Raw genomic sequence first — 25,816 nt, forward strand, 5'->3', positions numbered from 1 at the left:
GCTAAGCGTTGGGGATGGTGTCCACGAGCCCGCCAACGATGTTGACGCCGTTGGTCTTTTCTTCGTACACGGCCAGCCCGCAATCAACGAGCAACTGCGATTCTTTACTGTCAGCCACGAGCCGCTTCGTCAGTCCGTCAGTGATGAACCACGGGCTTACACCGTCGCGGGTAATGAAACGGTTAGGCATTTTGACTCCAAAGTTGGGGAAGGTTGCAAGGACGATCGGGACTGAACTGCTGGCCGCGGTAGAGGTCCCGATGAACGGGTTAGGGTCGATGATCAGACCGTTTAGACGCACCTCGAAATGCAGGTGCGGCCCGGATGCGTTGCCGGTATTACCCATCACGCCGATCTGCTGGCGGGCCGCGACCTGATCACCGACAGCGACGAGCATTTCTGTGTTGGGCAGGTGGGCGTACAGCGTTGAGTATGCGTCGCCGTGGTCGATGATGATGTAGTTGCCGTAACCACCAGTACGGCTGTTGGTCTTTGTGGTTGAGGACCAGCGCGCGACAGAAACTCGGCCTGCTGCTGCTGCGTAAATCTGCCAGCCGTTACCCCAGCCGTAATCGTTGCCGAGGTGTCGAATCGTGGAGATACCAGAGACGGGCCGGTCGCCGTAGCGCCTGCCCGGCTCTTTATTTGCAGGGCGGATGAGAGACAGGGAAGCCATTAGGGGAACGCCACCCAGTGAATTTGAACTGTTGTACCCGTCAAGCGGACACTGCTATCTGTCCGGTATGTGACAACCTGAATCGTCGTGCTTGTCAGGGCGCCGACAGTCGGTTTGACGATTGCGGAGACGGAGTTCGTGTCCGTAGTGAAGGCGGGCGTAAGAATCACCGCAGACGGGGTGGAGCCCAGCCCGTGAGTGATGGACCCGAGACCAGAAGCATCCGTCGAGAAGGATGCAATTCCGCGCGTCGGCTGCGTAGGAATAATGGTCGCCCATGCTGAAGAATTCCACAGATACTCTGTCGAATTAGCGAGCACGTACCCGTGCTGGCTCGCAACAGCAGAAAATAGGTCACGCTCCGCAGTGGTACGAAACAGGAGCAGCCCACCAGCCGCAGCCGTGTACTGGAACGTGTTCGTGATGACCACGCCGCTCGAGTTCGTGGCCGTTGCCGTCGACGGAATCGTGATCGTTGCGAGCTCGGTTGCACCCGCAATGCCTGTGATAGACGGCTTCGTCGGGGATGCTGCGGCAGTGCCCGTGACCACGCCGAAGATGGCAGTGGTTACTCCGTCGGCGAATCCGCCGTAGCCATTCTCGTTCTGCTTGAAGTACAGAACGTCTATGCGCGAATTCGATGCAGGAGCAGCTGCAAGTTGCACCTGCGCCAGCCCATCGTTCGCCATGAACAAAGGGCCACCACCGCGAACACTCACACCCTCAAAAGCCGCGATGTCCAAATACATATCTACGCGGGAAAATACCAGCGCGTTCGCGTGGCGCGGGAAGATGCCCGCGCGAGGGATGCCTGAGGTATCACGGATGATCAGACCCGCGAGATTCTTGCGGAGTTCGGTGGAATCGACGGCGCCAGAAGCGCCGGGGAAGCTATCAGTCAAGGCCACAATGGGCTCCAATCAGTCGAAGAAAATGGATCACCAGAACGCAGCACTGGTACGCGCCGTGAGAGTGGGTGCGCCAGTGGCGGCACCGATTGCGTTGAATTGCACCTCGCGAGATCCCGGGATGCCGCCAGATGCAGCGGGGACCGACCACCACTCAGCGCGCGTCAGATAGCCCGACACATCCGACTGGCCGTCGATGGATGCACGCCCGGTACGCGGGTTCAGGTAGACGGTCGAGCCGACAGGAATGGTACGCTCGAAACGGATCACCTGCCCCGTGCTAACCTCCGTAAGCTCGAACCCGCCCGCAAGCCCGCCCGTTACTTCCAGCAGCGAGTACGTGTCAGCAGTGCCCGGATTCGATACCGTGATGCGTCCCGGATAGCCTGCCGTGCCGTAGCTGATCGGGTACGTGATCGGGTATGTGATACCGCCGCCCGAAGTGGGGAGGGTGGTCGACAACGTGAGTGCATCGCCGTACTTCAACGGGTCAGCCGCGACGACATCGAACGTGTACGTGAAGTACGGCGTGTAGATCTGATCCGGCAGCATCGGGCCGTTAGCCAGCGACACAACACACTGTTTCGCGCCGATCGGCTCATTCACCCGAAACGGTGACGGAACCCCCGACGACTGAACCGCCGCGATCTGCTCCATCGCTGCGTACGTGTCAGTCATCGTCTCGCCAACATAGGAACCCTGCTGGCTGATCACACGAGCGCCGCGCCAATTCTTAGCCGAACCAAAACTGCCATCCCCTTGAGGACGCTCGTTCTGGTTCAACCTCATCGGCGCGGCATCCCACCAGCCTTTCAGCCGGCCGATGGTGAAGCCTGTAGAAGCCTCATCATCGAACGTGATCCCGCCAAATTCAATCGTCGTCATCCCGCCATCTGCCTTCCGAATTCGCGGCCCAAAATGGTCGCGTAGGTGGATGAGTCCTGCGTCTCAATAGCTGGCGCAGTGATCTGAATGTTCTGAATGGTCTGAGACGGAGCAGCTGGCCCACCGCCACCACCGCCGCCCTGCGTGACGTACTGCGGGGCTGTTGCGTAACCGACCGTGCCGCCGTATGCGTAACCAGGCACCCGGTCCGCGTTGATCGCCTTCAACAGCGGGCGATACTTCTCGGCCATCGATGCGCGAGTAACCTCCTCCCCATTCGAGAGCATCACGGGTATCGAGTCAGACGTGCCGGTTCCGGGGCCGTAGACGGTGCCACCTGTTGCCCTGTACAGATTCTCGAAACCAGGCTGCCGAGTCGTTCCGGGACCTGCGCGAAACTCTGCCGGCGTGCTGTTGTAAAGCGCGAGGAACGCTTGCAACTTCCGGGTTGCCTCAGCCGTGTTGACAACCATCGTCCAGGCGGTGGCGTCCGGGATCTTGCTGATCTCGTCAGCGATCCGGTTGGCCTCGTCAGCGTTGGCGCCGAGAGCAATCGCACGATCTACGACAGCCTGATGTCCGGCCTCAAGCGTGGCCTTATAGTTGGCCGTGTTCCCGTCGAGGTCAAACTGTGTCTGCGCTGCCGTCTGGTTGCTCGCTGCGAGCTGGTCCAACATCCCGCGGTTCGTACGACCTGCCTCGGTGCCAATGTCGAGGGTCTTCGCGTACCCCTTGGTACCTTCGTCAATGAGTCGGATCTGCTCGTCCACGTCGGCGATGGACTGCTGATAGGCGATATTCGCGCTCGATGCATCCTGGCCGACACCGTTGAGCTCGTTCATGGAGTCCATGAGCGTTACGATCTCGTCGTCCAGTGATGCAGCTTTGTCGGCAGTTTCGAGGTAAGCGTCGGCAGCCGACAGGGTTACCGGGACCGCCTGCTCTTGCGCCAGTCTCAGCAGCTTGGTTTTGTTCGCCGCCTCGTCGGTCGAGTTGACGTTGATGTCCTGCGCGCTCGCCTGTGCAACCAGCGCATCCTTGTACGCTGGCATGGAATCCAGCAGTTGGCCGAGCGCCTTTTCCGACCCATCCGTTTCATCTGCGAGCAGCCCGAATTGGCGCTGCGCCTCGGGGAGGTCGACGGCAGCCGTCTTGGCAAGCTCCTTGCCGATGTCCTTGAGCGCGATGATGGCACCGTGATACTCGCGCCCGCTGACCTTGTCCCACAGATTGCTGCTCTGATTGGCAGCCTCCTGAAGCAGGTTCGGCAAATTCTTGAGCTGCCCGGTTACGTCAGATGCATAGATCCAGTTGCGGCCCTCTCCAACACTCTGGAAAATGTCGGCGGCGGTCTTGGCCGTCTTCATGCTGTTTTCAACCTCGGAAGCCGAGTCTTTGAGACTGTCCAGGTATGTCACCAAAACGCCGACGCCGACTGCCGAGGCCGCGATGGCAAGCCCCCACGGGCCAGTTAGGAACTTAGCGCCGGCAGCCATCGCCGTGGTCGCGCGAGTGGTCGCCGCCATCATTCGGGCAGCAGACGCGGCCACGGCGGGCATGGAAGACGTGGCTAAGATGCCGAGCGACACCTGGAAAGCGGCGATCCTTGGGAGGGCCAGCAGGAAGGTGCCGCCCGCGAGAGCAACAGCACCGCCTAGAAGACCGACTGTCGCAATGGCGCCTTGCATCTTCGGGTCGAGTGCGCCGAGAAAATCGGCCATTTCGCCGATGCCCTCAGACGCAGCAGAGACGGCCGGCAGGAATACCTGCCCGAATGAGATGGCAGCATCCGAGACACGGTTCACCATGATCTGCAGCTTGGCTTCGACTGTTTCGTAACGCTTTGCAGCCTCTTCCGCCAGTGCGTTGTTTTCCTCAAACGCATCGTCGCCGGTCTGCATCGCCTTCGTAAAATCACCCGAGGCAGCCGCAGAGCGCAGCAGCGCGTCACGCATCTCAACCTCAACGACTCCAAGATCAGCAAGGATGCCCAGAGTGGACCCGCCCTGAGCTTCAGCATCGCCAAGCCCTGACACGAACAGCGCCAGCGCTGCTGAAGGGTCAGACCTCCACTGGTCCGAGAAGTCTTGTGCAGATAGTCCAGAGGTCTTTGCAAATAGTTCGAGCTTTTCGCCCCCCGATTCCACGTTCGCGGCAATGTCGATCATCACCTTGGAAAATGCAGAACCACCGGCCTCTGCTCTGATGCCCACGGAGGACAAGGCCGTAGCTAGGCCGAGCACTTGACCCTCACTCAGGCCAATCTGCCCCCCGGCACCAGCGAGGCGCATGGACATTCCCACGATCTCAGCCTCAGTCGTGGCGTAGTTGTTGCCAAGCTCTACGATCGCTGAACCCAGTCGGCCCACGTCATCCTGCGAGGTGCCCATGACGTTCATGAAGCGAGCGAGAGATGTCGCAGCCTCGTCGGCGCTGAGGTTTGTCGTTTCGCCGAGGTCGATCATGGTGTTTGTAAAAGCGACGACAGATCCGGTCTGAATGCCCAGCTGGCCCGCCGCCTCAGCTACGGCTGCGATCTCGTCATGCGACGACGGCAGAGTCTTGGCGAGAGAACGTAGCCCCTCTTCGACCTTCGCCAGCTCGGCCGGGGTGCCTTCCACGGTCTTCGTGACGCCAGCCCATGCCGACTGCCAGCCGATTGCAGCCTTTACTGAGAGAGCAGTGGCTGCGACTGCCACAACACCGACAGCCATGAGTCCGCGGCCTGCCGACTCCATCGCCTGCTTCTGCTCTTCAACCTGGCGTGCGGCCTTCTCGGCAGCTGTCCCAGCGTCAGAGGTGGCCTTGCGAGCCTTCTCCATACTTGCGAGATACCCCGAGACCTGTGCAGTCAATGAGACGCGAACTGTACGATCCGCCAAGGGGAACCTCCGGTATTGAGTTGTGGTTGTAGGCTCAGCCCATGGGAATCAAGGAGTCCAAGGGGCAGACGCTGTCGGGAGTTGCGATCGTGCTCGTCGTCGCAGCGATCGTGTTCATCGCGATTGGAGTCCCAACCGAGAACTTCGAGATGGCGATATTCGGCGCGATAATCCTCGGCCTAGCTGTCCTCGTTGGTATCGTCGGCATGGGAATGCACACGTTCCGTCGATAGCTCGCCGATTTCTTCGGTGACCCAATAGGCACCGTTGAGGTTCGGCGGCGAATCCTTTGGGAATTCGGCGCGGTACCGGTCGATGTCGTCCAGCCGCACCTTCTCGTCCCAGTCCCAGAACGGGCCGTGAGCGACGTAGCGCAGGGAGTGTTCATACTTCTGCGGGTCAGCCTCGGGACTCATCGTGTGGCTCAGCAGGTGGCCGTTACGACCGATGCTGGCCTCGAACGCGACCGATGCAAGCATCAGGTCTAGGTCATCGTCCGCGAACTCGGGTTCAGGGGTGGAGAGGGACCGGACCAGCACGCCGTCTTCGTACTCGTAAACGGTCGTGGTCGTCGGTTCCCAACCGTTCAGCCGGCGCGGGGACACGCCAGACTGAACGGCCAGTTTTGCGGTCTGCCTTAGGCGGTCAGACTCGCCGAGTGATTTTTTACAGCAGCCAGGCGCTTGATCGGCGCGTCGACGTTCAGCGCGTAGATGGTATCCACGATCGCGGTGAACTCGGGGCCGCTCATCAGCGAGTACATGTCCTGCCACTCGTTCGTGGGATCAGGGTTAGTCTTCGTCACCCGATGCGCAATCGGCACGGTCAGCTCGTCACCGTCGATGACATGGCCGTAGAACCGGCCCGCCTTGTCTTCGTACTGCGCGGCCAGCTTGCACGTGTCAATCACCGAATAGCCAAGGTGTCGATCCAGAATCAACTCCGGGTTCGGCGGGCACATCTGCGTAAGTACGCGCCACTCGTCGCCGGGCAGTTGTGTAAACCGCATCGTCACGAGCTGATCGACAGCCTCGGACAGAACCGCGTCGATCTTCGCCTGCACAACGGACGCGGCAGTCGGGGCGCCGAGACGGTCATCGTTGGACTTCTTCGCGGCCGTGAGTTCAGCCGTGAGAGCTTCGACAGCTTCGGACATGTCCTTGTTCAGCGAAACCGTCACGTCGAGGTGGTCGCGGGGTGCAGCCTTCGCAGCTGCGATCTTGTCAGAGAGAGTAGTCATAATCCTTCACCGGATACTTCACCGGAAGAGTGGAACCCCCAGAGCGCTCCGGCGAAAGACGCCCTGGGGGTGGTTGGTGATGGCTAGATGGCGAGCGCGACGAGCGAGCCGAGCGAATCAACCGCTGCGGCCTGCATGATCGAAAACTTGCCGGCGCCATCGGTCGGTCCAGTCGCCTGAGCGCCAAGGTTCACGTTGATAACGCGCACCTTCTGAGCCGAAGCCGCGAGAGTCGACTGCGGCACATTGCGACGCTCGATGATCTGGAACAGGCCACCAGCAGCGAGGACGACAGCAGCGGAACCAGAGTCGGACGAATCCACGTAGGTGAGGTCGGCGAGGTCGGGGGTGATCTTCCCGAGCGACTGACGGTCCTGCGGGGAGGTAAGACGCTCGTCGGGGTTCTTCACCTGCGGGGCGGTCAGTACATACCCGCCAGTCGTAAAGCTGTATGTAATCCGGTAGCAACTTGAGCCACCGAGCAGCGCCGCAGACGGCGAGGACTGCGAGATGGTGCGACCAGCGATGGCCCAGATCGTGAGATTGCCGATCTGATCAACTGCAGAAGGTCCTGAGAAAGTCTCAGCTACGTCAGCCATGGGTAATTCCTTTCGGTTCCCCGAGGGCCGGGGGTATGGTTTCCGGGCATGCCGGAGACACCGACCGGGTGGCCGGTGAAGAGGTTGGGTTATGCGGTGAGGGTGGACTCGAATCCGCACTCGCTCGTATGGAAGACCAGAGGCGGTGTTACGTCGTCGTCGGTCTGCACGGGCTGCGGCACCGAGTACCAGACACGCCCAGCACGCTCACCCGTGATCGTCGGCGTGACACCGAGGCCAGCAACGATCAGAACGGCCTTCACTTGCTCAGCAGCCCACGCGCACTGGTCATAAGTAGAGCCGACACTGTGAATTACCCAGCGCGGATTCTGCACGGCGCTTGGACCTGCGAGACGATCGGATACGTCCGTGCCATCGCTGGGATGGATGAGTACATAGGGCAGGGGGGTGTTTGCGGGGGCAGTCGTTACGAACGTGCTAGACGCGAGAGTCGAGATCGACTGGATGCGTGACTTGAGCCACGTGGTGTGCTTCCTCAAAGGCCACCCGCTTTCAATGCGTCGTCAATGGCCTGCGTGATGCCCTTTTCAAAGTCGGCTTCGTTTGCCGAGAGGGCAGTCTGTAGGTCGCTGTGGGGGGCGACTGAGGGGGTGCCGAACTCGCGGATGTTTCCGAGCTTGCCCGCGGGTCGATCCTTGTTGTAGCCGATCTCGGATTCGATCGTTGAGCCGATACCGTTCGCACCGACTGTGATTTCGTAGTCGATCGCGGAGGGGAGAGCGCGCCACTGGTTACTGCCGGACTTGACAGAATCACGCGCCGCATCCCGAATCAGAACAGACGTGAACTGGAACGCGGAGTTGAGGTATGGGCCAGTGTTGTTGGCGACCTTGCCGAGATCCGAGGTGAGAGAACGGAGCTCGTCAAAGTTGAAATCGGGGCTCACGAGTTGCTCCGAAGGGGGAAGCGATGAGCAGTGGTTTGACCCGCCTGCGCGATTCCCTTGATGCGGAACACGCGACCAACCAGGTCAGGGTCGACAGTCGAACCCGTAACCGTCACCACATCATCGACACTCACCTGAGAGGCAAGGCCAACGGGAAGGTGCAGAGTCACATCCTGCGCGGCCAGAGTCTGCCCCACAGGCGTTTTCTCGGATACCGTGAGTGTTGGGTACTTGATACGGGCAACGCCCGCGTAATGGGAGACGATGACATCGGGGTAGGTGCCCGTGGTCTCGTCCATGGTCGTGCCGGGGGTGGTGGTTGTTACCGTGACGGATTCGGTCATGCGCGCGTTTGCCTGCGTGCGACCCATTGCCAGAGCCCCGCCGAGGATACTCACCGCATACCCACAACATGAGTGCCCGTGCTGTACTGGCGCCGGATCATCTCGATGTTTCGATCTGAGAGGCTGATGCCCGTCGACTCGCCGGCATCCGCAAACGCAGCCTTGAAGTCATCGATCGCGACCGACGACAGGCCGCCAGCAGTAAGGCCCAGCTTTAGCTCGAGCGGCAGTAGGACCTGAGACACCAGGACCATCGTCCAACGCTTCAAGCCTGCAGGAGCGAGCGCGTGCCCGTAAGTGAAAGTGATCTCTACGAGCTCGCTGCCGTCGACGTAAACGGCCGAGTCGCGCCGCTCAAATGTGATTGCCAAACCGTCACGAGTGACAGATCCGACAGACACTACCGGGTGCGCAGGCAGATCCACCCGACCGCCATCAGGCCACGCTTTAAACGTGGCCGTCGACTGCGGAAACACCTGCGCCCCGATGACATCCTCGCGGAGGTAAGTGGACGCATCCTGCAACAGGACCGTAATCCAAGCCTGCTCGGCGGTCGTAAAAACACGACCGAGTCGCACGCCCAGCTCCGTAAATGTAGCGAATGCGTCCACTTTTTACTCCTATTTCTTTGCCGCGGGTACAGCCTTCGGCTTCGGTTCCGCCACAATCACGTAGTCGTCCACGTTCTTGAGCAGCGACTCAGCCACAACATCAGACACCTCGAACACGAGCCCGTTAGGACCCTTGATCTTCGGCATTAGATGATTACGTCAGCCGCAGCCAGAGCAGTCGGACGGACAACCTTGGAGCCGTAAAGGTGCAGGCCCTTGACGATGTCAGCGAAGCCCTTTTCCTTGCGGGTCGCTTCGGTCTTGGCAATCTGCTCGGCGTAGGTCGTCGCCATGTCAGAACCGGCGATGATGAGCTTTCCAGCTCCGACACCGGGGCCGTCGGGGGCGTTGTTCGAAACGCGGAGAGAGAAGCCGGCAGCCTCACCAATCAGGCCGTTAGCGCGAACGCTGGCACCCGAAGAGTCACCCGAAGCAATGAAGCGCGAGTCCTTGAGCAGAAGCCCGCGGAACTTCGGGGTGACAATGGCGAAACGGCCCTCGGTCGGCACGTTGTCCTCGTCCAGAACAACAGACAGGTCAACGAGCTTGTCGTAGGCGTTCGACGCGGTGACGGTCGACTCGGCAATCAGGTTGCCCGCGTCAACACCGGCAGCCATGAGGCTGGCGACGTACTGGTCGGCAATGTCGCGCAGCTTGTACGCGGCCTTGCGGGCCTGCTCGGAAAGCACTCCACCGCGGGCCTGGCGTGCTTCGATGTCATCCACCGAGAACGCGAAGTACTTCGACTGGTTGATGAGCAGCAGCAGGTTGCTGTCATCGACATCTTCAATGACGATGTCGGTGTGCGGCGTGTAGGTGCCGATGGTCGGGTCGGCCAGCGAGGTAATGCGAACAGTGTCGCCGAACTGAGAGATTTCTCCCTCGTAGTCACGGTTGACAACGCCGGGGGCGGCGTACACGAGGGCCTTTTCGAGTGCAACGAGCAGCTCGGCAGACCATACTTCTGGTTTGAATGCGTCGATCGCCATGTGGGATCAACTCCTTTCGGTTAGGGGGTGTTTCAGGATTTGAGGTAGTCGTCAAGCTGTCCAGCGTTTTTCGCGGCAACGATCTGCTGCGGGCTGAGCTTCTTGAGGTCTTCCCCGTTGAGTTGCGCCGGGCGCGTGGACTCGTTGCGAGTGCCGGTGTCGCCCGAACCCTGGAACCGTTTGCCGCCTTGCGCCGCTAGGTAGGGTTTTGATGCAATGAGGTCGTCAATCGCGGATGCGACTGTGGCGGCGTCAATTTCGCCGTCCTCCCCGACTTCGAAGGAGGAAAGATCAAGGAACCGCAAAGCATCTGCGGGGTCGGCCAGCTTGGTAGCTGCGGCCGCGCGCACCTCGGCTTTGAGGATGCGCTGGTTGGCAGCGCTGAGGGCGTCATCGCGCACCTTCTGGTTTGCCTGGTCGGTTTTGTGCTCAGCCTCGCGCCCCTCAGCGGTGGCTTTGTACGCGGCGAACTCGGTAGCGGATGCCTTCCCGATCCGTTCGGCCTCGCGCCACTTCGCCTTCATGGAGTCGAGAGCCTTCTTGCCGGCGTCACCGAGCGCTTCGGAACCGGCCGTGTCATCGGCTGCGGCAGCTTCGGCTGCTGCCGTGGCTTCAGCTTCAGCGGCGAGAGTTTCTTCTTCGGTGCTCATGTTGCTCCAATTTGCTTGGTCGCCGCATTGCGCGGCTAATGGGTGGTGCTAGAAATCCATGTATCCGTAGCGCTTGAGAAGTTCACGCGCTCGCTCGGGGTTATTGCCGGCCATCAGTTGCAACTGCTCAGGCATGAGTCGGAGCGTCGTCGTGCGTCGGTAGCGGCCTTGTTTCGCGGCGGTGAAAGTTGCCGCGCCCTCGGACCGTGCGAATGCGCCTCGAGCGGTCGTGCCCTCGCCAGTGATGAAAACGGTCAGCGGGGAGCCGTCAGCCTTCACCCCGATGCGTGTTGGCACGAGTCGGGCAGGAGCGCCGAGCTCGCCGCCCTTCGTCATGCCACGGCGGGCGTTGACTACACTGATCGGGTTGGCGCCCTCGCGGATTGCGAACGCGCCCGACTTGGTGAACACCCGGTCTTGCTCGGCGGCAGAGAGCGATTCGAAATACTCGGTCGGGGTATCGTGGAATCCCTCGGGGGGACCTTGGCCATCAGGGATTGGAACGGATGTGCAGCGGCATCGCGGGTGACGCTGGAACGCCTTCCGGTAGTCGTCACGGCCAGCAAGGATCGCGCACCGTGAGCATGCACCCGCCGAGACAACGCGCACGTACCGGGTGAAGCCCTTGCCCGTTGCGAGCGTGGCATCTGCTTGCCGACCCATGTCCTGCACAGCCGCGCCGATGATCGTTGCGAGGAAACTCGCGCCGACTTCGAACGCTCGTGCAGGATTCATGCCCGCGCCGATCGCCGTCTTCGTCGTCGTGACCGCACCAAACAAAGCCGGTGCAACCTCGCGCCCATCGAGCATGACGCCGCCGAATGCCTCAGGCACCAGGACGGCCCGTTGTGCGTCGTAATCCCACGCCTGCGACACCGAGTTCATGTACGGCGTCGACTGGCGTGCAGCGGTCACCTGAGCGGCTGTGACCACCGTTGTGAGGGCCGGCGCTATCCGATCCCATGACGCATCCAAGTTGCCAACGTCACCCTGCGCCCATATCCGCAAACTCTTTGCGGTTGCTCGGTGCGTCAGTGCCTCGCGCCGGTCCTGCAGATCAACCGCTAGATCAAGGAGTTGGCTCAATGGGTGCCTCGGAATCTATCGCAGCCTGAACGCCGAATGACATTGCCTCTTTGGACTCACGCGCAGCCATCGCAAGTACGCGCTTGACCTCGAGCGGATCGAGCCCGTCTACCTCCATGAGGTATTCGAGCGGGTAGCCCATCTTCTTCTTCTTCACGAGAGCGTCGGCAAGCTGGGATTCAGACCGGATCTCCGGGTTCATCCATGTAACCGTCGCCAACCGTGTAGCCTGCGCGAGACTCTGATCACCCATCGCAAGAGCCACAAGGCGATACACCTCACGCAGCGCAGGAGTAGCGAACGTTTGGAACTCGAGCGTCTTCTTGACGAGCCCGATCTCAGACGCCTTCAACCCCTCGCCGTTCACGTTCGACATGCCCGTCTTCGAGACCAGGTATGTCGGGGGGGTGCGGGTCTGCGCGGCGATGTGACCGACCGCGATCTCAATGGTGTCCGTGAACACGTCGAGCTTGGCAGCATCCCACGAATCAATGCTCGTGTCAGCGCCCGACAGGTACAGGAGACGCTTTTCAGCGAGATCCTTCATGTCGACGGCCTTCTTGCCGATCTCCTTGCCGGTGGTCATGTCGATAACGGGAGTCATCGGCGGGCCTTGATGCAGCACTACACGGGCAGGCATCGAGGCATAGTCAGCAGAGAGGAACAGGTACGCCCACAGCAGATTGATCGCATCCTGCATAGGCATGACACCCTGAATCTCAGAAACAGGATCGCCACGCAGCATCGGTCGGTTTGGGATCTCCACAACCGGCACAACACCGATCGGATTCGGCAGCGGCCACGGCTCATCAGCAACCTGACGAGGAACCCAACCACCCTCAGAAACAGCGTTGACCTTCGCCTGCTCGGCCTGAGACTCTTTGTCATCCTTCGCCATAGAGCGCGACCGCTGAAACTTCCACACCTGATCCGGCGTGTAAAGCGTCGCGTATTCCAGCTTCTCGTCAGCCCAGGTCTTCAGTGCTGCCTTGCGAATGCGCGGGTTGGCCCAGTCGTACTCGATCTCGACATCGGAAGCGTGCTCCCACGTGATCGTCGGCTCATCGTTCGAGTCGCCCCAGACAATGACGAACGACCGAGACGTGATCAGCGACGAGACAAAGCCCTGCGAAGACTGCATCTCCATCTCGTTATAGAGCCACTGATTCCACAACTTCTCAGCCGCGGCGTCCATGTCCTTGCCGAGCTTCAAACCGGTGTGCTTGATCCGCTCACCCTCCGCGTCAACCACGGGTCGCGTCCAGTTATCCGAGAATCCGGTGTACCGGGCAGCGTTCGCCTTCTTCCACTCATCCGTGGCGAACGACAGCGGCTGCTTGCCCTCGTAGTACTGCTCGCGGCGGTCAAAGATCGGGCGCCGGCCAACCAGTCGGGCGTATATACGGTTCGTGAGCCTGAGGGCTTCCAAGTAATCCAAGGGACCCTCCAACGGGCTAGAAATACACGTACTCGTCACCAGCGACATCCAAAGCGCCCGAAGCGATCGCGTCACAAACTGCTTCGTGAGCGAGCGCCGAGGACATCACCTGATCGATCTTTTGATGATCAGCAGGCTTGCCGAGGATGTACTTCTGTCCGGGTCGTGCGCGAATAATTGCGTTACGCATGTGGAACTTGGTTTCAAGATCCGCGTCGTGATGAAAATCGCTGTCCTTGTTCGTGATGTCCGTGCGGAACCGCTCGAGCGAGGCGTGCATGCGACCAATCGAGTTAGTCGGCCACTTGACGAAAACCTTCTCGCCGTACTTCGCGCCCCACGTGTCGATCTCTGTCTCCCAGAACATCGGGTCGCAGTAACCGCGCACGATCTCGAACTTGTTTGCAAGCTCGTCCATCGCCGCCATAACCTCAGAGCGCGGGATGCGGTTACCCCAGTCGGTCGGCTTCCACAGCGTCGGACGGGAGCCTTCGAGGTAGGTCGGTGTGAACTGGTAGTAATCGAGCGTTTCCAGCCGAATGCCGGTCCAGTCGTTATTGTCCGAACCGTCGAAACCGAGGCACACCTTCGTTCGCGGAGAGACCGTGATCGGTTCGCCACGCCCAGACTTGCCGTCGAGCCCCTTAGCGACCCAGTCAGCCTCACGCACCCAATGACCAGAACCAGCCACGATGCGATTACCGAAGAATCGTTCAGCCTCGGCAGGGTTCGTCTCTGCCAGCGCTGCAGACTCAGACTCAATAGAGCGGATGTCCACCCACGGCGAGCCCGAATAGTTGAACCGGAAAATCTGTTCGCGGTCCCTCTTGAGCTCGAACTTGAGCGCGACAGGCGGCGGGAAGTAGTGCTTGTAAATGTCCTTCTGCGCCGACTCGAACGTGTCCTGCGCCACCGAATTCTCAGCAGGGTCAAACGGGTTAGTCGACTCGCTCACGCGGCCACCCATACCCGCAGCACCACGCCGCAAAATGCGCTGGAACTTCTTCATGTTGTTCGAGTCAGTCCATAGGCCCGTCTCATCACCGAACGCCCGCGAAACACGCGCGCCCAGCTTCGAGTCAGCCTTAGAAGTGACAATCTCAATACGAGAATCGCGGTTGCCAGACGGATGGCGAATGAACGCCTCGCCAGTCTTCGGAATCAAGTTAGACAGCGGGCCATCATCGATCATCGGGACAAGTGCGCCCCAGGTGTTTTCCACCTGATCCTCAACAACAGCCGCAAGCTGAATTCGCGGTGTTGCCCACGGCCGGCCCTTAGGCTCGCCCGCCTCGTAAAAGTACATCTCACCGCACGGGCAGCCATGATCGGCGCACACATACGCTTCGCCCTCTTCGGCACGCCCATCGAACAGGACCGGCCCGACGAACTCCGCACACGCCTCAGCAGCGACACCCGGCGACTTGCCGACCTTCTGCGCCGCCATCCACTGACCCAGCCGATACACAAACGCCGTGTTCCGCTCGCCTGCCTTCGCAGCAGGACGGATCTCGTACCAATTCGCGAGATACACCTTGTGATCGATCGTCGGCATGAACGGCTCACCCGCAGTGTCGCCATCAGGGACAACGCAGTGAGTCTCAATCCACCAGATGATGAGATAACCGAGAGTGCGAGTGCGAGGCGGGACCTTGTAGTCAGGCCCCTTCAACGGAAACCGCCGAAAGCCAGTTGTCGCCCTTTGTCTTCCGGGCACCCTTCGTCGGAGCCTGAGCGACAGGAGTAGACGACGAGATAAGAATGTGTGCCGCGTTCATCGCAGGGATGGTGAGCAGAAGCGCGTCCATCTGCTGCCGGACAAGCGTGCCCAGCGCAGTAGGGGAGTCGGGAAGCTCAACCTCAGAGATCCGACGCACATGCAACGCGACCTCGAGCTGCTGATTGTTGCGATCCCAAATGATCGCCTGCGGTTTGCGCCAATAGATGTCCCACAGCTCGGACTCACGCCCCGACTGATCAGGCAACGGCCAAGACGGAATCTCACCAGCGAAACCAGACGCCGGCAACGTATCCCAATCCTTTTTCAGCGAAGAATAAGACGACGGATCAGGAGCCGGACCACTATTGAGACGAGCACCACCTGAAGCCATTTTGCATCCCATTTCTCAGCATTGCGCTGGCCTCTTTGCGAGGCACGAACTCGGTTTTTTGATCGAAAAATAAGTGTTTTGAACCCGGCGCGCGTTTTTTCGCCCTCTCCGGCGGTCATCTGGGAGGTCGCGATTGGCCCCCCCCCCCTTTGGGGTGCAGGTAAGCGGCCCCCTGTGACTGCCTCACGCGATGCCTTGCTCAGCACCTACTCGCGCCTGTTCCATCCGCCTCGTTGCGTTGGTTCGCTTGCTGTGGCTTGTGAGTGACAGGTGTGGCAAAGACCACGACCGCGTTCGGGATCGTTGCTGTCTAGCCCTTGCTCGATGAGCTCACGCTTCGAGTCGGGGTAATGGTCAGCCTCGGTCGCTTGTGCTGCATGACACAACACACAGATGGGGTCACGCTCGAGCACACCGTTACGGAAAGCCCGGTGACCCTTGCCCGTGTACCCTCGCTGCTTAGCTGTGCCCCTAGCCTTGTCTGCCTCGGCTTGATGCACCGGGCAGCGTGTGTCCTTGCCTGTGTACATGGTGGGACAGCCGAAGATGGAGCAGACTCGCATGCAGCACCTCCAACGCAAGAAGCCCCCACCGTTATGGTGAGGGCTTCGGCTATCTAGTCGACGTGTGACATCTAGCTCGCTGGAACATGCGCGACTATCGTGCCCAACGGACACGGCTGGATTGTGATGATCTTCCGTGATTCACCACGGATGTCAACGACATCTCCGACGCCCACCATTGTTTCGGTCATGTGCTTTACCTTACTTCGTCAACCAGTCGGTCGTCATCATCCTGCACGGCGTAAGCTTCCTCAATATCGGCGTCAGTCATGGCGTAACCGGCAACGTGTGCCGACATCCAGCAACAAGCGAGACGACACACCAGAAGCGGCCGCATACACGGCACGCTCTTGCGTTGCCTGTCACGATCAGTGGCTCGCGGCATATCTACGCAGTGCCGCTTTTCGGCACACGATGCATTTACGGACACCATCCAGATACTGTCGCCGTCTTCGTCTTGCCCCATGCCAACCTCAGGGCCACAGGGACAGTCGACAGCTTCATGCCGCATGGTGTCGTGATTTGGCCATTCATTGTGTTCATTGCCATGCATGGTGCAGAGCCAGCCTTTGCGCTGTATTCGCAGCCGGAAGTGGTGCAGGAATCGGCGCATGAGATCCCGTCAGAAACGCTTACAGATACCGGTATGTGTAGACAGTTACGAGAACGCCTGGTTGACGTGTGCTTGATATCCGACATGGGGGGAATGTGGACGATTGGTTACAGGATTCTTAGGTCCGACCATGCATGGTTTGATGTTACGAATGAGAGCATGCCGGCCTGGCTTCTTTCGCCCGTCTTATTCGTAAACCACGAGCTGCCATTGTCACTAGCAGGGGACACCATAAGCCAGCGTGCATCACCTGACTGCTGCACCCTAAGGCTGTGGTAGTGGCCGAATAGCGCAATGTCAGCCGCAGCGAGTGGCATGCGACCGTGCGACTGTCCCTGCCAGAACTTGCCGAGACTATCGGGCGATTGTGCCTGGTGTCCGTGTGCGAATCCGAGCGTGGTTCCCGATGTGGTGTAGGCGAGTGTTTCCATCGACGTTTCGGGGATAACGACTGACACGTTGCTGAGCTTGTCGGACTCGTTGCAGATGTCGCGCAACTGTTCGGCGATCTCGATGCCGTAGTCGTCTAGAACGTGGTTCTCGGGTGACTTGGGGCCGATGCGTACCGAGCCGTGGTTCGACGGGACCGCAACGTAAACGAGCGAGTCGGTGAGCGGGGCCAGCATCTTGATGCCCTCGAGCATTAGCCGGCGTGCAAGTCGGATCTGCTCGGTGATGGCGAGGTCGTTTGTGGCGCGTTGTGAGCTGGTGGAGTTGATGTTCTCCACGATGTCGCCCAGGTCGGCGAGGATGATCTCGGCGAAGTGTGTTTCGGTGGCGATCCGTGCGGCCTCTGTGAACGAGGCGAGGACGCGCTTGGCGAGGTCGGTGGACTTGAGGCCGTAGTCGGTCTTGCCGGTCTGTAGGTCGGCAGCGCACACGACGAAGGTTTGGGCGGTGATCACATCGGGGCGGCGAACGGGGGGCATCCACGAGTCAATGGCCGCGTACAGGTCGGCAGTGTCGATGGCAGCGGCGCCAGCAGCGATGGGCCGCACGTTGTTGAGTTTGTTCCAGAAGCCACCGAGAGGGTTGGATGTCCAGCCCCAGGTGAAGGTCACTTCGTCGGGGTTCTGACCCTTGGACTGGATGAACGCCCGGTAGTTGTCGTGACCCCAAGGCGTCGTGCTGAACCGGGTGTAGTCGGCTGAACCGTCCAGGTTGTGTTTCTCGGATTCGCCCGAGATGGACGCGGTTGCCTCAACGCTCGGTACGCCGTTCTTGCGGTAGTCGTTCACCGTTGACTTGCCGATGCGCTGTGTGCCGTCTGAGTACTTGGCCGAGATTGCGCGGCTGCTAATGGCGGCGTTTGCAAGGTCAGCCAGGAATCCCTTATTTTCAAGCAGCGACATGATGCCCCCAGCCTTCATTTACGTGAATAGAGCCGAACGTCTAAACCTCTGTCACGCTGCCGGTCTTGAGCAGCACCGCGTCTGTCTCGTCCAGCCAGTCGCAGGTGATCTCGGTAAGCACGCCTCGGTGTTGGCGCCAGTGATGACTGCAAAAGAGCAGAGCCACACCGTCGACCGTGGCCGTTGCGTATGCGCGAGACGGGCAGCAGTCGGAGCGTTCACCGGTCAGGGTGAAAACTCGCGCTGGGTCGGGCGTGCCATTCATCGGGGCAGCGGTGTCGTGTTTGCCATGACTGCTCCTGTGTGAAGTTGAGCCGAGGGTGTGTGTGGGAAAGGGTTAAAGCAGCCCCAGGCAGTCCATAGACATCTGGGGCATAACGCTTCACCGGCAATCGTGCGGGCTACCTGCGTTGCTTGGTTCCGATGATGGGATTCGAACCCATGTCAGCCCCGCGCTCGGGGATAAATCGTTACCCGCACAGATCGGTGCGGCGTGCCCTTTGTGGCCTCTCAGGGAACATCGGAATGCCCGTTCTGCCAGCCGGGCCACGCTGCTCTATGACGGTGTACAGGTTGTACCTGATCCATCCGTGTTTACCGCTCGTTCGTCTTGCCAAACCCTGAGCGTCGGGCTGCGCGGCTCATTCCGTGTGGGTTTGAGTGGCAAGTGTTTGGAGGCGGTCAGGGTTCTTCACTCCTGCGTAATCCGCGCGTTTCGCAACGGCCCGCCGGATCGTTTTATCTCACGCCGGAGATCCGAACCGGCTACAGGCGGGGAAACCTGGTGAAGTGATCCGGTCATCACTCGCCCGATGTGGCCTATGACAAGGCGTATGTGTGTCGGGGTGGACCGGAAGTTTAAATGCAAATAGCGGCCAACGTGGAAACGTTGACCGCTATCTGAAGAAGGCACACTACTAGAGCGCACCTAACTATATCACGACAGGGCTAGTTTGCAAGACCCAATTTGTCGGCGTGTCATCCGGTCTGCTTTTCCTCGAGCTCGAACTGCAATTCGCGCACACCCCACGTCTTCGCACACGCCCTGCAGACACCGCGCGCATCGTTGACCATGGTCGGGCTATCGGGCTGATACCGGATCACCAGTGGCCGGTAGTAGCGTTCTTTCGTTGCCGGGTCCCACCATTCCGATGCACCGCATGATGGGCACGCATCGGGCAGGTCTTTCTCTTTCGGCGGGTTCAATGTTGCCTCGATCTGGAACGCCCACTTCCGCAGCTGCTTCGTGTAGAACGTAACAGTCTCGGTGCTGCTGGGGTATTCCTTGAACCGGACGAACCAGCTCCGCAACGTAATCCCGACGCTGGCCTTATCGATCACTGCGCCGGCAACTCTGGCCCATTGCTGAACCTCGCTGCTGATCTGCATGAACCGCATGAGCGCGCCCGAGTCCACCAGCGATCTTGTCGCCGGATCACTCCCGCCCGATGTCGTGCCACCCATGCTCGATCTGATCGCGTTGTCGAGCTGATCAAGTAGCGCATCGTCCTCAACGTGCACGACCTTCGTCATCTCGGGGCCGTTGGGATCGTCCTGGATGATCTTGCGGTGGGTTGGCTTGGTGAGGGCATCGAGGGCATCGAGTAGGTCGGTGGTCATTTCTTCCCCCTTGGTAGTTTGGTCGCGATCCTGTAGAGCCACGTGAGCCCCCGTCGAGGTTGTCGAGGCGCTCGGTACACCAGCCCGATGTTGGCCATTTCATCGAGGAAGTCGCTGCACGTGTCGCGGCTCCGATAGACCCAATCGTCAAGATCGATGTCACCGGCGCTGATATGTGCGAGGCACTGGTTGTGAAGACCGGTGACGGTGTTGAAGTATCCGATGCGAGGTTCCGATAGTTCATCCCGTGCGGAGGGCATGGAATGCACCACTGTTGAGACGGTGCGTAAATCATTGGTGCACATGTCGGGTATCGGGCACGGCGCCCAGCCAAGCACCGAGTAGCACTCAACACTTGTCGGCGACTCATCTGTGGGCTGATCAGAAGTCATCACCAGCTTGGCAATCGCCCGTCGTTCCATCATCGGCAGGTTGCTTTCCGATATTACGTCCAGAAGGTGCTGCTTCTTCATGCTCATGCCCTTACCTCCATTTCGTCTTTGACCCAAACCCGAACCCATGCCCCATTCGACGGTTCCGAGATCATCAGGTCGTCGTGCCCGGTGATGGCTTCGTGCACATCGAGGGCCAGTAGCGCGGCAGATCGTGTGCTGTGACGTTCGCGTTGCTGGCAGGTGTTGCAGATGATGTCGATCATGATTTGTCATCCCGTTTCATAGCTGCCCGCTTGTCGGTCATCGCACATCCTGCCAATCTGTCGTCGTGCGCTGGATCTTGCCTGTCGCAGTGTGTTCACCCGTGATAGTCGAGCCGTAGTACGTTCGGCCACTTCGAGTCCAGTCGTTGATCTCGCGTGTCCGAACGCTCTTAGCTCCCGCGAGCGTCGGGAATGCCCCGTAAGCGATCGGCTCGTGCTTGCGAGTCCCTGTCATGCGGGTCACGATCACCCGGAAGCTCTCGGTGGACTCGACCGGCAGTTCCCTACTCATCCTCTGTCCTCTCTCTGCGCCTCTGTAGCGCTGGTACGGGTTGGTGGTGCTAGTTGTGCTGCGAGGGGCTTAGATGGCGGGGTGGGGGCTTCCCAGTCAAGGATGCGGACCGTCCTGCACGGGAACGGTTCGCCATCCTCAACGCAATCGCCGAATTGCTCCTTCTCGTGCAGCATTCGGATCGCAATTAGCTGCTGTTCTGCGCGTGGCATCAGTTCCCCTCCCGCTTTTTCGCTGCCCGCTTGTCGAGCCATGCCTGCCCAAACAGTCGCCTTTGCTCGTCGCGCACGATTCGCGCCTGCAATTCGACCGCCTCGGTGAACTTCCGTTGGTTTATCCGCACCTGAGCGGTCAGACGTGCTCGTGTCGCCTGCTTCGTGGTGCGTATGCGTTTGCTCATGTTGTCCTCAAATTCGCATAAAAAATGGCGCCTACCGACTTGGGAGGTGCCTAGGTGGCGCAGAAGGTGCGGGCTAAAAAGGCTTGTCGTCAAAGCTGCCCGGCGCGTTCCATGTATCGCCGCCAGTTGCCGGCGCATTCGTCGGTGCACTCGGCTGCTGCTGGCCTCTCGACTTGTCTTCGATGGCCTTGGCGCCGTTGAGGGAGACTTTTGCCGAGTGGCGGATCTCGTTCTGCTGGTCAGTCCATTCGTCGACCTTGACCGACAGTGCACCGCGCCATTTGCCCGAGTCGCCCTCGTTCAATCCGTGCGGCTGGGCAAACCAGAGGGAGTAGCGGGGCTTGCCCTCAGAGCCGTCCTGCTTCTCAAATACCTCAGTCACCTCAGCGCCTTTGCCGTTATAGAAAATGCGGGTGATGGTTCCAGAAACTTCAGCAAATGCCATTAGATTGCCTTTCGGTAGTTATCGCGCATCCAGTCGCGCTTACATGTTTTGCATTGACGGCCACCGGATTTGGTGACAATCAGGTTGTCGCCTGAGTACGGATGCCCAGAGGGGCATTCCGTTTTCCTTGCTTTGGGGTGGGTGCCGTGCACGAGCGCATCGCGAGCGTTTGCGCTTCGGGTATCCCACCGAAGATTCGATGCCCGATTGTGCTGCCGGTTGCCGTCTCCGTGGCAGACCTCCGTCGCATCGTCGTGAATCTTTTCCAGGAATGTGAGCGCGACGAGCTTGTGCATCGTCACTGTCTTCCCGATTCCGTTCTTAAACAGCGAGACGTGCAGGTAACCGTACTTATTGACGCTCGGATGCATGGTGCGCCCGGCGATCGGCTTGACCATTCCGTTCGGGTAGACAACTGATCGATCAAGCGAACGCAGGCTTCCCTGATCGCTTACTTCGTAGGTGCCTTCGTAGCCGGCTACGGCTCGCCATTCTTCTGTAGACTGCATGGCAGCCCTCCAATCGGTTAGACGATTTGCGGGTAAGGCCCCGGCGAGTGTTGAAGCACTCGGTTTGGGGCCGCTTCTATTCTACCCGAAATCGGATGAAATTCCCGGTCATTCGCCCATTTTGCCCCCCCTGAATATGACCAGCATTGTGGGGAATGGTGCGGGGTCTTTGCTGCCACCGAATCTCAGCCGCCCCTTGATGAATCGAACTTCAGCGCGTGGCAGCACGATTTCGTGAAACCATTTCACATCGGTTCGGGCCGGTACGAGTAGGACAGTCGTGGCCTCGCTCGTCGCGGCCTTGTACATCCAGTCTTTGATGCGGTCCCCGTAGGGCGGATTACACCAGACCGTTTCACCATCCCAGTCCTGCATGAGTCCGTCGCTGTCGATGTCGTAGAACCGATCACACTTCGCGTTGTTTTTGTCTGCCGCTACATCGACGGTGAATCCGAACTCGCGATTGACCTGATCGAAGAACGCTTGCTCTGTTGCCCACTCGACTGTCTGCGAGGACAGGAACACGCTGTCGGAAATTTTCTTGTCTGCGCCGGTTGTGACTTCGGCCATTAGCTTCTCTTTCCTTCGTTGTCTCGAATTGCTTGCACCCTCTGCAATTCCTGATAACCGAGCGACTTGCTGCCACCCGGCCTGTACTGCTGTTTCGGTTTGCGCGGTTGTTTCGGCTTGCGTGCGTTGACAGTCAGCGACTCAGCAACCAGCGCGTACACATCCGGCAGCACCCCCTCGAACCGGGCCACCTTCACGAGGTGCTCCCGAACCATCTGCCGGTGACCTTCCCCCGTGAATGACTCACGGGCGATCGTTGCCGGGTCAACCTGGGCGAGGAACATCTCGAAACTGTTCACAGTGACCTGCCAACCATTCCGACATCAGCCGGCGCATCGGGCATCTCGTCCAGTGCGAGCCGATCGGTTGCCTGCCTGCGCTCGAACTCACGCAGCGTGAACAGGGCGTCGCGGATGTCAGCAGGTAGCAGGTTGCGACTCGGCCACGACTTGTCAATCAGCCCGCGCGCCTTAGCCGATCTGACATCGGCTTCAATCGCTGCCGTCGTGTTGCGCGTGCTGTCCGGTATCGCCGCGAGAATGTGCCGGACGCTGAACACCTCCTTCGCAATCGGCCCGGTGAAGTGTCCGACCGTTGCAGCCATCGCCTCGTCGTAGTCGACCTTCTCGAGCGCCATGAACCATGCCTCGGTGGTCACGCGGTCCACGACTATGAAACGGTCGAAGCCCGACGCGATGGTTAGGATCTGGGCTACTTGGGTTTTATTCACTGGGTGGCCTCCCCAGACTTTTCACCCGCAGTGGTTGGCGACTGAGGGAATCGCTCGAACGCTGCTTTCACATCGTGCATGAAGTCGCCGACGTGACGCAGAAACTGGCCGTCCTGCCAGCGCGTTTCATTGTTCGTGACTGGCACCTCGTACTTCGTCGCTATCGCAGCCAGCGCCTCGGGCAGGTCCTCAGATGTGGCGATCATCTCGTTAGCTTCGGAGTCATCCGGGGCTGTCTTGGGGGTCGGCTCGGGAGGGTTCATGGCTTCCAGTGCGTCCGCCAGTGGCTCCGCCATGTCTGCCAATCCCTGCCATCCATCGCATCCGTCGTCGCCGCCCCTGATGGACTCGATGCGCCCGCGAGTCTTGGCAATCAGTTCCGTGTTCCTGCTCATGCTTCAATTCCTCTCTGTGTCTGCATTTCTTCGCGGGCAAGTTGCATCACGAAGTCGAGGTTCTGATCGGTGCGGGTCGGTTTGCGGTCGGCTTGCGGCATGGTCGGCAGTTCATCGGTCCAGCGCTCACGACCAAGCCATGCACCCAGCGCCGGCGTGAATTGCGTCGTCGTCGTGGCTGCGTAGGCATCACCGAACTGGACGACATGCGCGGCGAGGTCATCGAGGCTGATCTTCTTCGCGGCGACCTTGAACTTCTCGAGCGCCTGTTTGCGTTCGGTCTTCTTCGGCCAGTGGGAGTAAGCAGCATCAAAAGCAGCTGTGACATCTGCCGATCGTGCGTCGGAGACGGACAAGGTACTTAACCCCTGTTCCTCTGTTCCCCTGTTCCTCTGTTCCTCTGTTCCAGGCGCTACCTTTTCAGTAACCCTCGCGAGGGTCTCGCGAATTACGGGCAGATCGCAGTCAGGGAGCGGGAAGCGCGGTTTGTTCGGCTTGTCGATGCGTTGGTGTCGGTCCCAGTTGACGACGGCCAGATATTTCTTGTTTCCGACCGTGTATCTATCGATGCGACCAGAGGAAAAAAGGTTCTGCAACCCTCGCGAGACTCTCGCGAATGTCTCGCTAGGGTCTCGCTCTATGTCGCCGGCGAACAGATCCGCGGCGATTGACGAGAGCTTGTCGACGCCCACGCCGTTGTCATCGACGTAAGACCATAGGCCGACGAATATCAGCCGGTCATCCCAGGGGAGCGAGCTAATGTCGTCCGAGCGCCAGAACTCCGGCTTGATGGATCGGATTCTCATTAGTCACCTCCTTTCTGTCTCATAAGGCCACCCGTGCTAACTCGGCAGCGGTTGCGTACATATGGAACCCGTCATCGAATCGGATCGTGTATTCGCCGTGGTTGCCGATCGTGACTGTCGCTTCTTGCCCGTCACGTTCGATGCCGGACTTGCCGTCGATCTTGTTGGTGAAGGTGACGCGGGCGCCGGGGTTCACAGCGCTACGACCGCAACATGCACGCCGACCGGATTACCCTCGCCGGCGTACTCTTCAATCGCCAGCAACCGGACCACGCGCGCATCGTCCTCGAGCAACCCGCCATCGGTGAGCCCGTCGAGCATTGCCCGCGTCAGCTTGTCAATGTCGGGCTTGACTGCCGGCGTCGACCATCTCGTGCGTTTCGGCTTCGGCATGACGAACGTGAGCTCTACACTCACTGGGCAGTCGAATGTGATGCCGATGTCAGCACGTGCAGCGACGGTGTGGCGCCACGGTTTCAGCTTGTCTTTGTTCTGGTCGGTCATCTGCACGCTCGTTGATCCGATGCGCGAGAATCCCGACTTGCTGCCCTGCTGTATGGGCACGCCGGGAATGAAGAACTCCACCGGAATTTGCTCGGGTGGAGTCTGGTAAGTGGCGGGCATCATCCCGCTATCCGTGCCGATCATGCGACCCTCCTTCGGGCGTTGCGTTCGTTTTGGTACGCGCGCCGAACTTCCAGGCACGATGGCGACTCGGGGTAGTCTGTGCAGCCTCGAACAGCGCCGATGATTGTTCCGTGAACCCATTTCGGATTCTTCGGGGCGCCGCGTGCTGAGAGCGTCCCGGCTGCTTTCCGTTGGGCGTACCGTTCCCTCTCGAAACGGTTACGAGCCTCCCTGCATGTGCCGCTCTCGAGCCCTTCATTCGGGCAGTTGGTGCTGCACCCTTTTTCGGCCATGCGCTTGGTGCCATGGACGAACGGTGCAGGAATGCGGCCCAGCGGTTTCGGCGCGTGAACCTTGACGGCCACGATCCGAGTCGCCCGTTTCTTCGCCGCTTTCGGGGTTTCGCGGATGATGCGCGGCTTGAGCTTCGGGGCTGCGTACTTCTCGGCGGTTGCGGTGCCGTTGTCGACTGCGAGCCGGTAGCTATAGTCGCCCATGTAGCGCGTGTGAGCCTCGGTGCAGGTCATCAGTGCGGTGCGGTGGTTGTCGCATGTGCCGCCGCGACAGCCGAGTGTGTAGCCGGTGGGGGTGCCGTGGGGGGTCATGACTTCGCTTCCTTAATCGCTCGGAACTGGGCAGCGATTCTTTTGGTAGCAACCATCAGGTCATTCATCTGATGAGCCGCGCGGATCGGATCGAACATTTCGATGTAGTAGTCGTTTGTTTGGTAGTCGCCGTTGAGTTTGGCGGCGTGAGTTTCGGCTGCAAGTACGCCGTTATGCGTTCCGACGATGGACTCGGGGTCGCCTCGCTTCACTAGCCACATCACCGTGTCACCGCTTGCGTTGCGAATTGCAGCAGCTTGGATGCGAGGTCTACAGCTTCTTCGCGGGTGAGGGTTGCGGCGTTG

Annotated in this window: 35 protein-coding genes and 1 tRNA gene; 1 reads left to right on the forward strand and 35 read right to left on the reverse strand. The window is 59.9% G+C overall.

The window, feature by feature from the left end; translation table 11 throughout:
* Position 1: 1 nt before the first annotated feature.
* From E3T46_RS07635 to E3T46_RS07650, 4 genes are read right to left on the reverse strand one after another with little or no spacing between them, the layout of a single operon-like run.
* Positions 2 to 676 (reverse strand): M23 family metallopeptidase, encoded by a 675-nt coding sequence (locus tag E3T46_RS07635; RefSeq protein WP_134578070.1) that lies wholly within the window; start codon positions 674 to 676, stop codon positions 2 to 4.
* Positions 676 to 1,596: a hypothetical protein gene (locus E3T46_RS07640; RefSeq protein ID WP_134578071.1), complete on the reverse strand. Its 921-nt coding sequence runs from the start codon at positions 1,594 to 1,596 to the stop codon at positions 676 to 678. Before E3T46_RS07640 ends, E3T46_RS07635 begins: the two co-directional genes overlap by 1 nt.
* 18 nt (positions 1,597 to 1,614) lie before the next feature.
* Complete coding sequence (locus E3T46_RS07645) at positions 1,615 to 2,469, reverse strand: phage tail family protein (protein WP_134578072.1); 855 nt, start codon at positions 2,467 to 2,469, stop codon at positions 1,615 to 1,617.
* On the reverse strand, positions 2,466 to 5,324 hold the full coding sequence (locus E3T46_RS07650) for a phage tail tape measure protein (RefSeq protein WP_134578073.1): 2,859 nt from the start codon (positions 5,322 to 5,324) through the stop codon (positions 2,466 to 2,468). The genes E3T46_RS07645 and E3T46_RS07650 overlap by 4 nt, the downstream gene beginning before the upstream one ends.
* A 68-nt stretch (positions 5,325 to 5,392) precedes the next feature.
* Between E3T46_RS07650 and E3T46_RS07655 the strand changes: the two genes are divergently transcribed.
* Positions 5,393 to 5,584 carry a hypothetical protein gene (locus tag E3T46_RS07655; RefSeq protein WP_134578074.1) on the forward strand — a complete coding sequence of 64 codons (192 nt, stop codon included), beginning with the start codon at positions 5,393 to 5,395 and terminating at the stop codon, positions 5,582 to 5,584.
* On the opposite strand, the gene E3T46_RS07660 is transcribed toward E3T46_RS07655, so the two are convergent.
* The 31 genes from E3T46_RS07660 to E3T46_RS07800 all read right to left on the reverse strand — a co-directional run bounded on the left by E3T46_RS07660 (position 5,531) and on the right by E3T46_RS07800 (position 25,723).
* Positions 5,531 to 5,956, reverse strand: a complete 426-nt coding sequence (locus E3T46_RS07660; protein ID WP_134578075.1) for a hypothetical protein — start codon at positions 5,954 to 5,956, stop codon at positions 5,531 to 5,533. The two genes, E3T46_RS07655 and E3T46_RS07660, sit on opposite strands and share 54 nt — an antisense overlap.
* 32 nt (positions 5,957 to 5,988) lie before the next feature.
* Positions 5,989 to 6,591 (reverse strand): hypothetical protein, encoded by a 603-nt coding sequence (locus tag E3T46_RS07665; protein ID WP_134578076.1) that lies wholly within the window; start codon positions 6,589 to 6,591, stop codon positions 5,989 to 5,991.
* An 83-nt stretch (positions 6,592 to 6,674) separates the two neighbouring features.
* Entirely contained in the window at positions 6,675 to 7,190 is a 516-nt protein-coding gene (locus tag E3T46_RS07670) for a hypothetical protein (RefSeq protein WP_134578077.1), read from the reverse strand.
* 89 nt (positions 7,191 to 7,279) lie between these two features.
* Positions 7,280 to 7,453, reverse strand: coding sequence for a hypothetical protein (locus E3T46_RS17810; protein WP_166790198.1), 174 nt, complete (start codon positions 7,451 to 7,453; stop codon positions 7,280 to 7,282).
* 233 nt (positions 7,454 to 7,686) lie between these two features.
* Positions 7,687 to 8,097, reverse strand: a complete 411-nt coding sequence (locus E3T46_RS07680; protein ID WP_134578079.1) for a hypothetical protein — start codon at positions 8,095 to 8,097, stop codon at positions 7,687 to 7,689.
* Complete coding sequence (locus E3T46_RS07685; RefSeq protein ID WP_277870939.1) at positions 8,094 to 8,468, reverse strand: DUF6093 family protein; 375 nt, start codon at positions 8,466 to 8,468, stop codon at positions 8,094 to 8,096. The genes E3T46_RS07680 and E3T46_RS07685 overlap by 4 nt, the downstream gene beginning before the upstream one ends.
* 23 nt (positions 8,469 to 8,491) lie before the next feature.
* Positions 8,492 to 9,052, reverse strand: a complete 561-nt coding sequence (locus E3T46_RS07690; RefSeq protein WP_134578081.1) for a hypothetical protein — start codon at positions 9,050 to 9,052, stop codon at positions 8,492 to 8,494.
* 9 nt (positions 9,053 to 9,061) lie between these two features.
* Positions 9,062 to 9,199 (reverse strand): hypothetical protein, encoded by a 138-nt coding sequence (locus E3T46_RS17815; RefSeq protein ID WP_166790199.1) that lies wholly within the window; start codon positions 9,197 to 9,199, stop codon positions 9,062 to 9,064.
* On the reverse strand, positions 9,199 to 10,041 hold the full coding sequence (locus E3T46_RS07695; protein WP_134578082.1) for a P22 phage major capsid protein family protein: 843 nt from the start codon (positions 10,039 to 10,041) through the stop codon (positions 9,199 to 9,201). The genes E3T46_RS17815 and E3T46_RS07695 overlap by 1 nt, the downstream gene beginning before the upstream one ends.
* 32 nt (positions 10,042 to 10,073) lie before the next feature.
* The gene (locus E3T46_RS07700) at positions 10,074 to 10,691 is read right to left on the reverse strand and encodes a hypothetical protein (RefSeq protein WP_134578083.1); all 618 of its coding nucleotides are present in this window, start codon (positions 10,689 to 10,691) and stop codon (positions 10,074 to 10,076) included.
* A 48-nt stretch (positions 10,692 to 10,739) separates the two neighbouring features.
* On the reverse strand, positions 10,740 to 11,606 hold the full coding sequence (locus tag E3T46_RS07705; RefSeq protein ID WP_134578084.1) for a hypothetical protein: 867 nt from the start codon (positions 11,604 to 11,606) through the stop codon (positions 10,740 to 10,742).
* A gap of 154 nt (positions 11,607 to 11,760) precedes the next feature.
* Positions 11,761 to 13,215: a phage portal protein gene (locus E3T46_RS07710; protein ID WP_166790200.1), complete on the reverse strand. Its 1,455-nt coding sequence runs from the start codon at positions 13,213 to 13,215 to the stop codon at positions 11,761 to 11,763.
* Between the two features lie 16 nt (positions 13,216 to 13,231).
* Positions 13,232 to 14,770, reverse strand: coding sequence for a hypothetical protein (locus E3T46_RS07715; RefSeq protein WP_134578086.1), 1,539 nt, complete (start codon positions 14,768 to 14,770; stop codon positions 13,232 to 13,234).
* Between the two features lie 103 nt (positions 14,771 to 14,873).
* Entirely contained in the window at positions 14,874 to 15,326 is a 453-nt protein-coding gene (locus E3T46_RS07720; protein ID WP_134578087.1) for a hypothetical protein, read from the reverse strand.
* Between the two features lie 1,283 nt (positions 15,327 to 16,609).
* Positions 16,610 to 17,854 carry a hypothetical protein gene (locus E3T46_RS07730; RefSeq protein ID WP_134578088.1) on the reverse strand — a complete coding sequence of 415 codons (1,245 nt, stop codon included), beginning with the start codon at positions 17,852 to 17,854 and terminating at the stop codon, positions 16,610 to 16,612.
* 415 nt (positions 17,855 to 18,269) lie between these two features.
* Positions 18,270 to 18,379: transfer RNA gene (locus tag E3T46_RS17820), tRNA-OTHER, on the reverse strand.
* 453 nt (positions 18,380 to 18,832) lie between these two features.
* Complete coding sequence (locus E3T46_RS07740; RefSeq protein WP_134578090.1) at positions 18,833 to 19,474, reverse strand: hypothetical protein; 642 nt, start codon at positions 19,472 to 19,474, stop codon at positions 18,833 to 18,835.
* Positions 19,471 to 19,953, reverse strand: coding sequence for a hypothetical protein (locus E3T46_RS07745; RefSeq protein WP_134578091.1), 483 nt, complete (start codon positions 19,951 to 19,953; stop codon positions 19,471 to 19,473). The genes E3T46_RS07740 and E3T46_RS07745 overlap by 4 nt, the downstream gene beginning before the upstream one ends.
* Positions 19,950 to 20,132: a hypothetical protein gene (locus tag E3T46_RS07750; RefSeq protein ID WP_134578092.1), complete on the reverse strand. Its 183-nt coding sequence runs from the start codon at positions 20,130 to 20,132 to the stop codon at positions 19,950 to 19,952. The genes E3T46_RS07745 and E3T46_RS07750 overlap by 4 nt, the downstream gene beginning before the upstream one ends.
* A gap of 503 nt (positions 20,133 to 20,635) precedes the next feature.
* On the reverse strand, positions 20,636 to 20,824 hold the full coding sequence (locus tag E3T46_RS07755; RefSeq protein WP_134578093.1) for a hypothetical protein: 189 nt from the start codon (positions 20,822 to 20,824) through the stop codon (positions 20,636 to 20,638).
* 73 nt (positions 20,825 to 20,897) lie between these two features.
* Positions 20,898 to 21,269: a hypothetical protein gene (locus tag E3T46_RS07760; RefSeq protein WP_134578094.1), complete on the reverse strand. Its 372-nt coding sequence runs from the start codon at positions 21,267 to 21,269 to the stop codon at positions 20,898 to 20,900.
* Entirely contained in the window at positions 21,269 to 21,778 is a 510-nt protein-coding gene (locus E3T46_RS07765; protein ID WP_134578095.1) for an NUMOD4 domain-containing protein, read from the reverse strand. Before E3T46_RS07765 ends, E3T46_RS07760 begins: the two co-directional genes overlap by 1 nt.
* Before the next feature lie 108 nt (positions 21,779 to 21,886).
* On the reverse strand, positions 21,887 to 22,348 hold the full coding sequence (locus tag E3T46_RS07770) for a DNA N-6-adenine-methyltransferase (RefSeq protein WP_134578096.1): 462 nt from the start codon (positions 22,346 to 22,348) through the stop codon (positions 21,887 to 21,889).
* On the reverse strand, positions 22,348 to 22,632 hold the full coding sequence (locus E3T46_RS07775; protein WP_134578097.1) for a hypothetical protein: 285 nt from the start codon (positions 22,630 to 22,632) through the stop codon (positions 22,348 to 22,350). The genes E3T46_RS07770 and E3T46_RS07775 overlap by 1 nt, the downstream gene beginning before the upstream one ends.
* A gap of 11 nt (positions 22,633 to 22,643) precedes the next feature.
* Entirely contained in the window at positions 22,644 to 23,078 is a 435-nt protein-coding gene (locus tag E3T46_RS07780; RefSeq protein ID WP_134578098.1) for a hypothetical protein, read from the reverse strand.
* Complete coding sequence (locus E3T46_RS07785; RefSeq protein WP_134578099.1) at positions 23,075 to 23,473, reverse strand: hypothetical protein; 399 nt, start codon at positions 23,471 to 23,473, stop codon at positions 23,075 to 23,077. The genes E3T46_RS07780 and E3T46_RS07785 overlap by 4 nt, the downstream gene beginning before the upstream one ends.
* Entirely contained in the window at positions 23,470 to 24,279 is an 810-nt protein-coding gene (locus E3T46_RS07790) for a hypothetical protein (protein ID WP_134578100.1), read from the reverse strand. The genes E3T46_RS07785 and E3T46_RS07790 overlap by 4 nt, the downstream gene beginning before the upstream one ends.
* A 19-nt stretch (positions 24,280 to 24,298) precedes the next feature.
* Complete coding sequence (locus E3T46_RS17825) at positions 24,299 to 24,475, reverse strand: hypothetical protein (RefSeq protein ID WP_166790201.1); 177 nt, start codon at positions 24,473 to 24,475, stop codon at positions 24,299 to 24,301.
* Positions 24,472 to 24,927, reverse strand: a complete 456-nt coding sequence (locus tag E3T46_RS07795) for a RusA family crossover junction endodeoxyribonuclease (protein ID WP_166790202.1) — start codon at positions 24,925 to 24,927, stop codon at positions 24,472 to 24,474. Before E3T46_RS07795 ends, E3T46_RS17825 begins: the two co-directional genes overlap by 4 nt.
* On the reverse strand, positions 24,924 to 25,511 hold the full coding sequence (locus tag E3T46_RS17830) for a hypothetical protein (protein WP_166790203.1): 588 nt from the start codon (positions 25,509 to 25,511) through the stop codon (positions 24,924 to 24,926). Before E3T46_RS17830 ends, E3T46_RS07795 begins: the two co-directional genes overlap by 4 nt.
* Entirely contained in the window at positions 25,508 to 25,723 is a 216-nt protein-coding gene (locus E3T46_RS07800; RefSeq protein WP_134578102.1) for a hypothetical protein, read from the reverse strand. The genes E3T46_RS17830 and E3T46_RS07800 overlap by 4 nt, the downstream gene beginning before the upstream one ends.
* Positions 25,724 to 25,816: the final 93 nt, after the last annotated feature.

Source organism: Cryobacterium sp. Hh11 (genome assembly GCF_004404045.1).
GTDB classification, from domain to species: domain Bacteria; phylum Actinomycetota; class Actinomycetes; order Actinomycetales; family Microbacteriaceae; genus Cryobacterium; species Cryobacterium levicorallinum.

Excerpts from the sequence above, each read along its gene's own strand:
- E3T46_RS07700 (WP_134578083.1), bottom strand. The coding sequence starts at position 10,691 with ATGAGCACCGAAGAAGAAACTCTCGCCGCTGAAGCTGAAGCCACGGCA.
- E3T46_RS07665 (WP_134578076.1), bottom strand. The coding sequence starts at position 6,591 with ATGACTACTCTCTCTGACAAGATCGCAGCTGCGAAGGCTGCACCCCGC.
- E3T46_RS07655 (WP_134578074.1), top strand. The coding sequence starts at position 5,393 with ATGGGAATCAAGGAGTCCAAGGGGCAGACGCTGTCGGGAGTTGCGATC.
- E3T46_RS07770 (WP_134578096.1), bottom strand. The coding sequence starts at position 22,348 with ATGGCCGAAGTCACAACCGGCGCAGACAAGAAAATTTCCGACAGCGTG.
- E3T46_RS07790 (WP_134578100.1), bottom strand. The coding sequence starts at position 24,279 with ATGAGAATCCGATCCATCAAGCCGGAGTTCTGGCGCTCGGACGACATT.
- E3T46_RS07695 (WP_134578082.1), bottom strand. The coding sequence starts at position 10,041 with ATGGCGATCGACGCATTCAAACCAGAAGTATGGTCTGCCGAGCTGCTC.
- E3T46_RS07760 (WP_134578094.1), bottom strand. The coding sequence starts at position 21,269 with ATGGCATTTGCTGAAGTTTCTGGAACCATCACCCGCATTTTCTATAAC.
- E3T46_RS07775 (WP_134578097.1), bottom strand. The coding sequence starts at position 22,632 with ATGTTCCTCGCCCAGGTTGACCCGGCAACGATCGCCCGTGAGTCATTC.
- E3T46_RS07750 (WP_134578092.1), bottom strand. The coding sequence starts at position 20,132 with ATGATCGACATCATCTGCAACACCTGCCAGCAACGCGAACGTCACAGC.
- E3T46_RS07685 (WP_277870939.1), bottom strand. The coding sequence starts at position 8,468 with ATGGGTCGCACGCAGGCAAACGCGCGCATGACCGAATCCGTCACGGTA.
- E3T46_RS17815 (WP_166790199.1), bottom strand. The coding sequence starts at position 9,199 with ATGCCGAAGATCAAGGGTCCTAACGGGCTCGTGTTCGAGGTGTCTGAT.
- E3T46_RS07645 (WP_134578072.1), bottom strand. The coding sequence starts at position 2,469 with ATGACGACGATTGAATTTGGCGGGATCACGTTCGATGATGAGGCTTCT.
- E3T46_RS07785 (WP_134578099.1), bottom strand. The coding sequence starts at position 23,473 with ATGAGCAGGAACACGGAACTGATTGCCAAGACTCGCGGGCGCATCGAG.
- E3T46_RS17830 (WP_166790203.1), bottom strand. The coding sequence starts at position 25,511 with ATGACCCCCCACGGCACCCCCACCGGCTACACACTCGGCTGTCGCGGC.
- E3T46_RS07730 (WP_134578088.1), bottom strand. The coding sequence starts at position 17,854 with ATGTCGCTGCTTGAAAATAAGGGATTCCTGGCTGACCTTGCAAACGCC.
- E3T46_RS07635 (WP_134578070.1), bottom strand. The coding sequence starts at position 676 with ATGGCTTCCCTGTCTCTCATCCGCCCTGCAAATAAAGAGCCGGGCAGG.
- E3T46_RS07740 (WP_134578090.1), bottom strand. The coding sequence starts at position 19,474 with ATGACCACCGACCTACTCGATGCCCTCGATGCCCTCACCAAGCCAACC.
- E3T46_RS07755 (WP_134578093.1), bottom strand. The coding sequence starts at position 20,824 with ATGAGCAAACGCATACGCACCACGAAGCAGGCGACACGAGCACGTCTG.
- E3T46_RS07670 (WP_134578077.1), bottom strand. The coding sequence starts at position 7,190 with ATGGCTGACGTAGCTGAGACTTTCTCAGGACCTTCTGCAGTTGATCAG.
- E3T46_RS07715 (WP_134578086.1), bottom strand. The coding sequence starts at position 14,770 with ATGCCGACGATCGATCACAAGGTGTATCTCGCGAATTGGTACGAGATC.
- E3T46_RS07720 (WP_134578087.1), bottom strand. The coding sequence starts at position 15,326 with ATGGCTTCAGGTGGTGCTCGTCTCAATAGTGGTCCGGCTCCTGATCCG.
- E3T46_RS07765 (WP_134578095.1), bottom strand. The coding sequence starts at position 21,778 with ATGCAGTCTACAGAAGAATGGCGAGCCGTAGCCGGCTACGAAGGCACC.
- E3T46_RS07795 (WP_166790202.1), bottom strand. The coding sequence starts at position 24,927 with ATGATCGGCACGGATAGCGGGATGATGCCCGCCACTTACCAGACTCCA.
- E3T46_RS07745 (WP_134578091.1), bottom strand. The coding sequence starts at position 19,953 with ATGAGCATGAAGAAGCAGCACCTTCTGGACGTAATATCGGAAAGCAAC.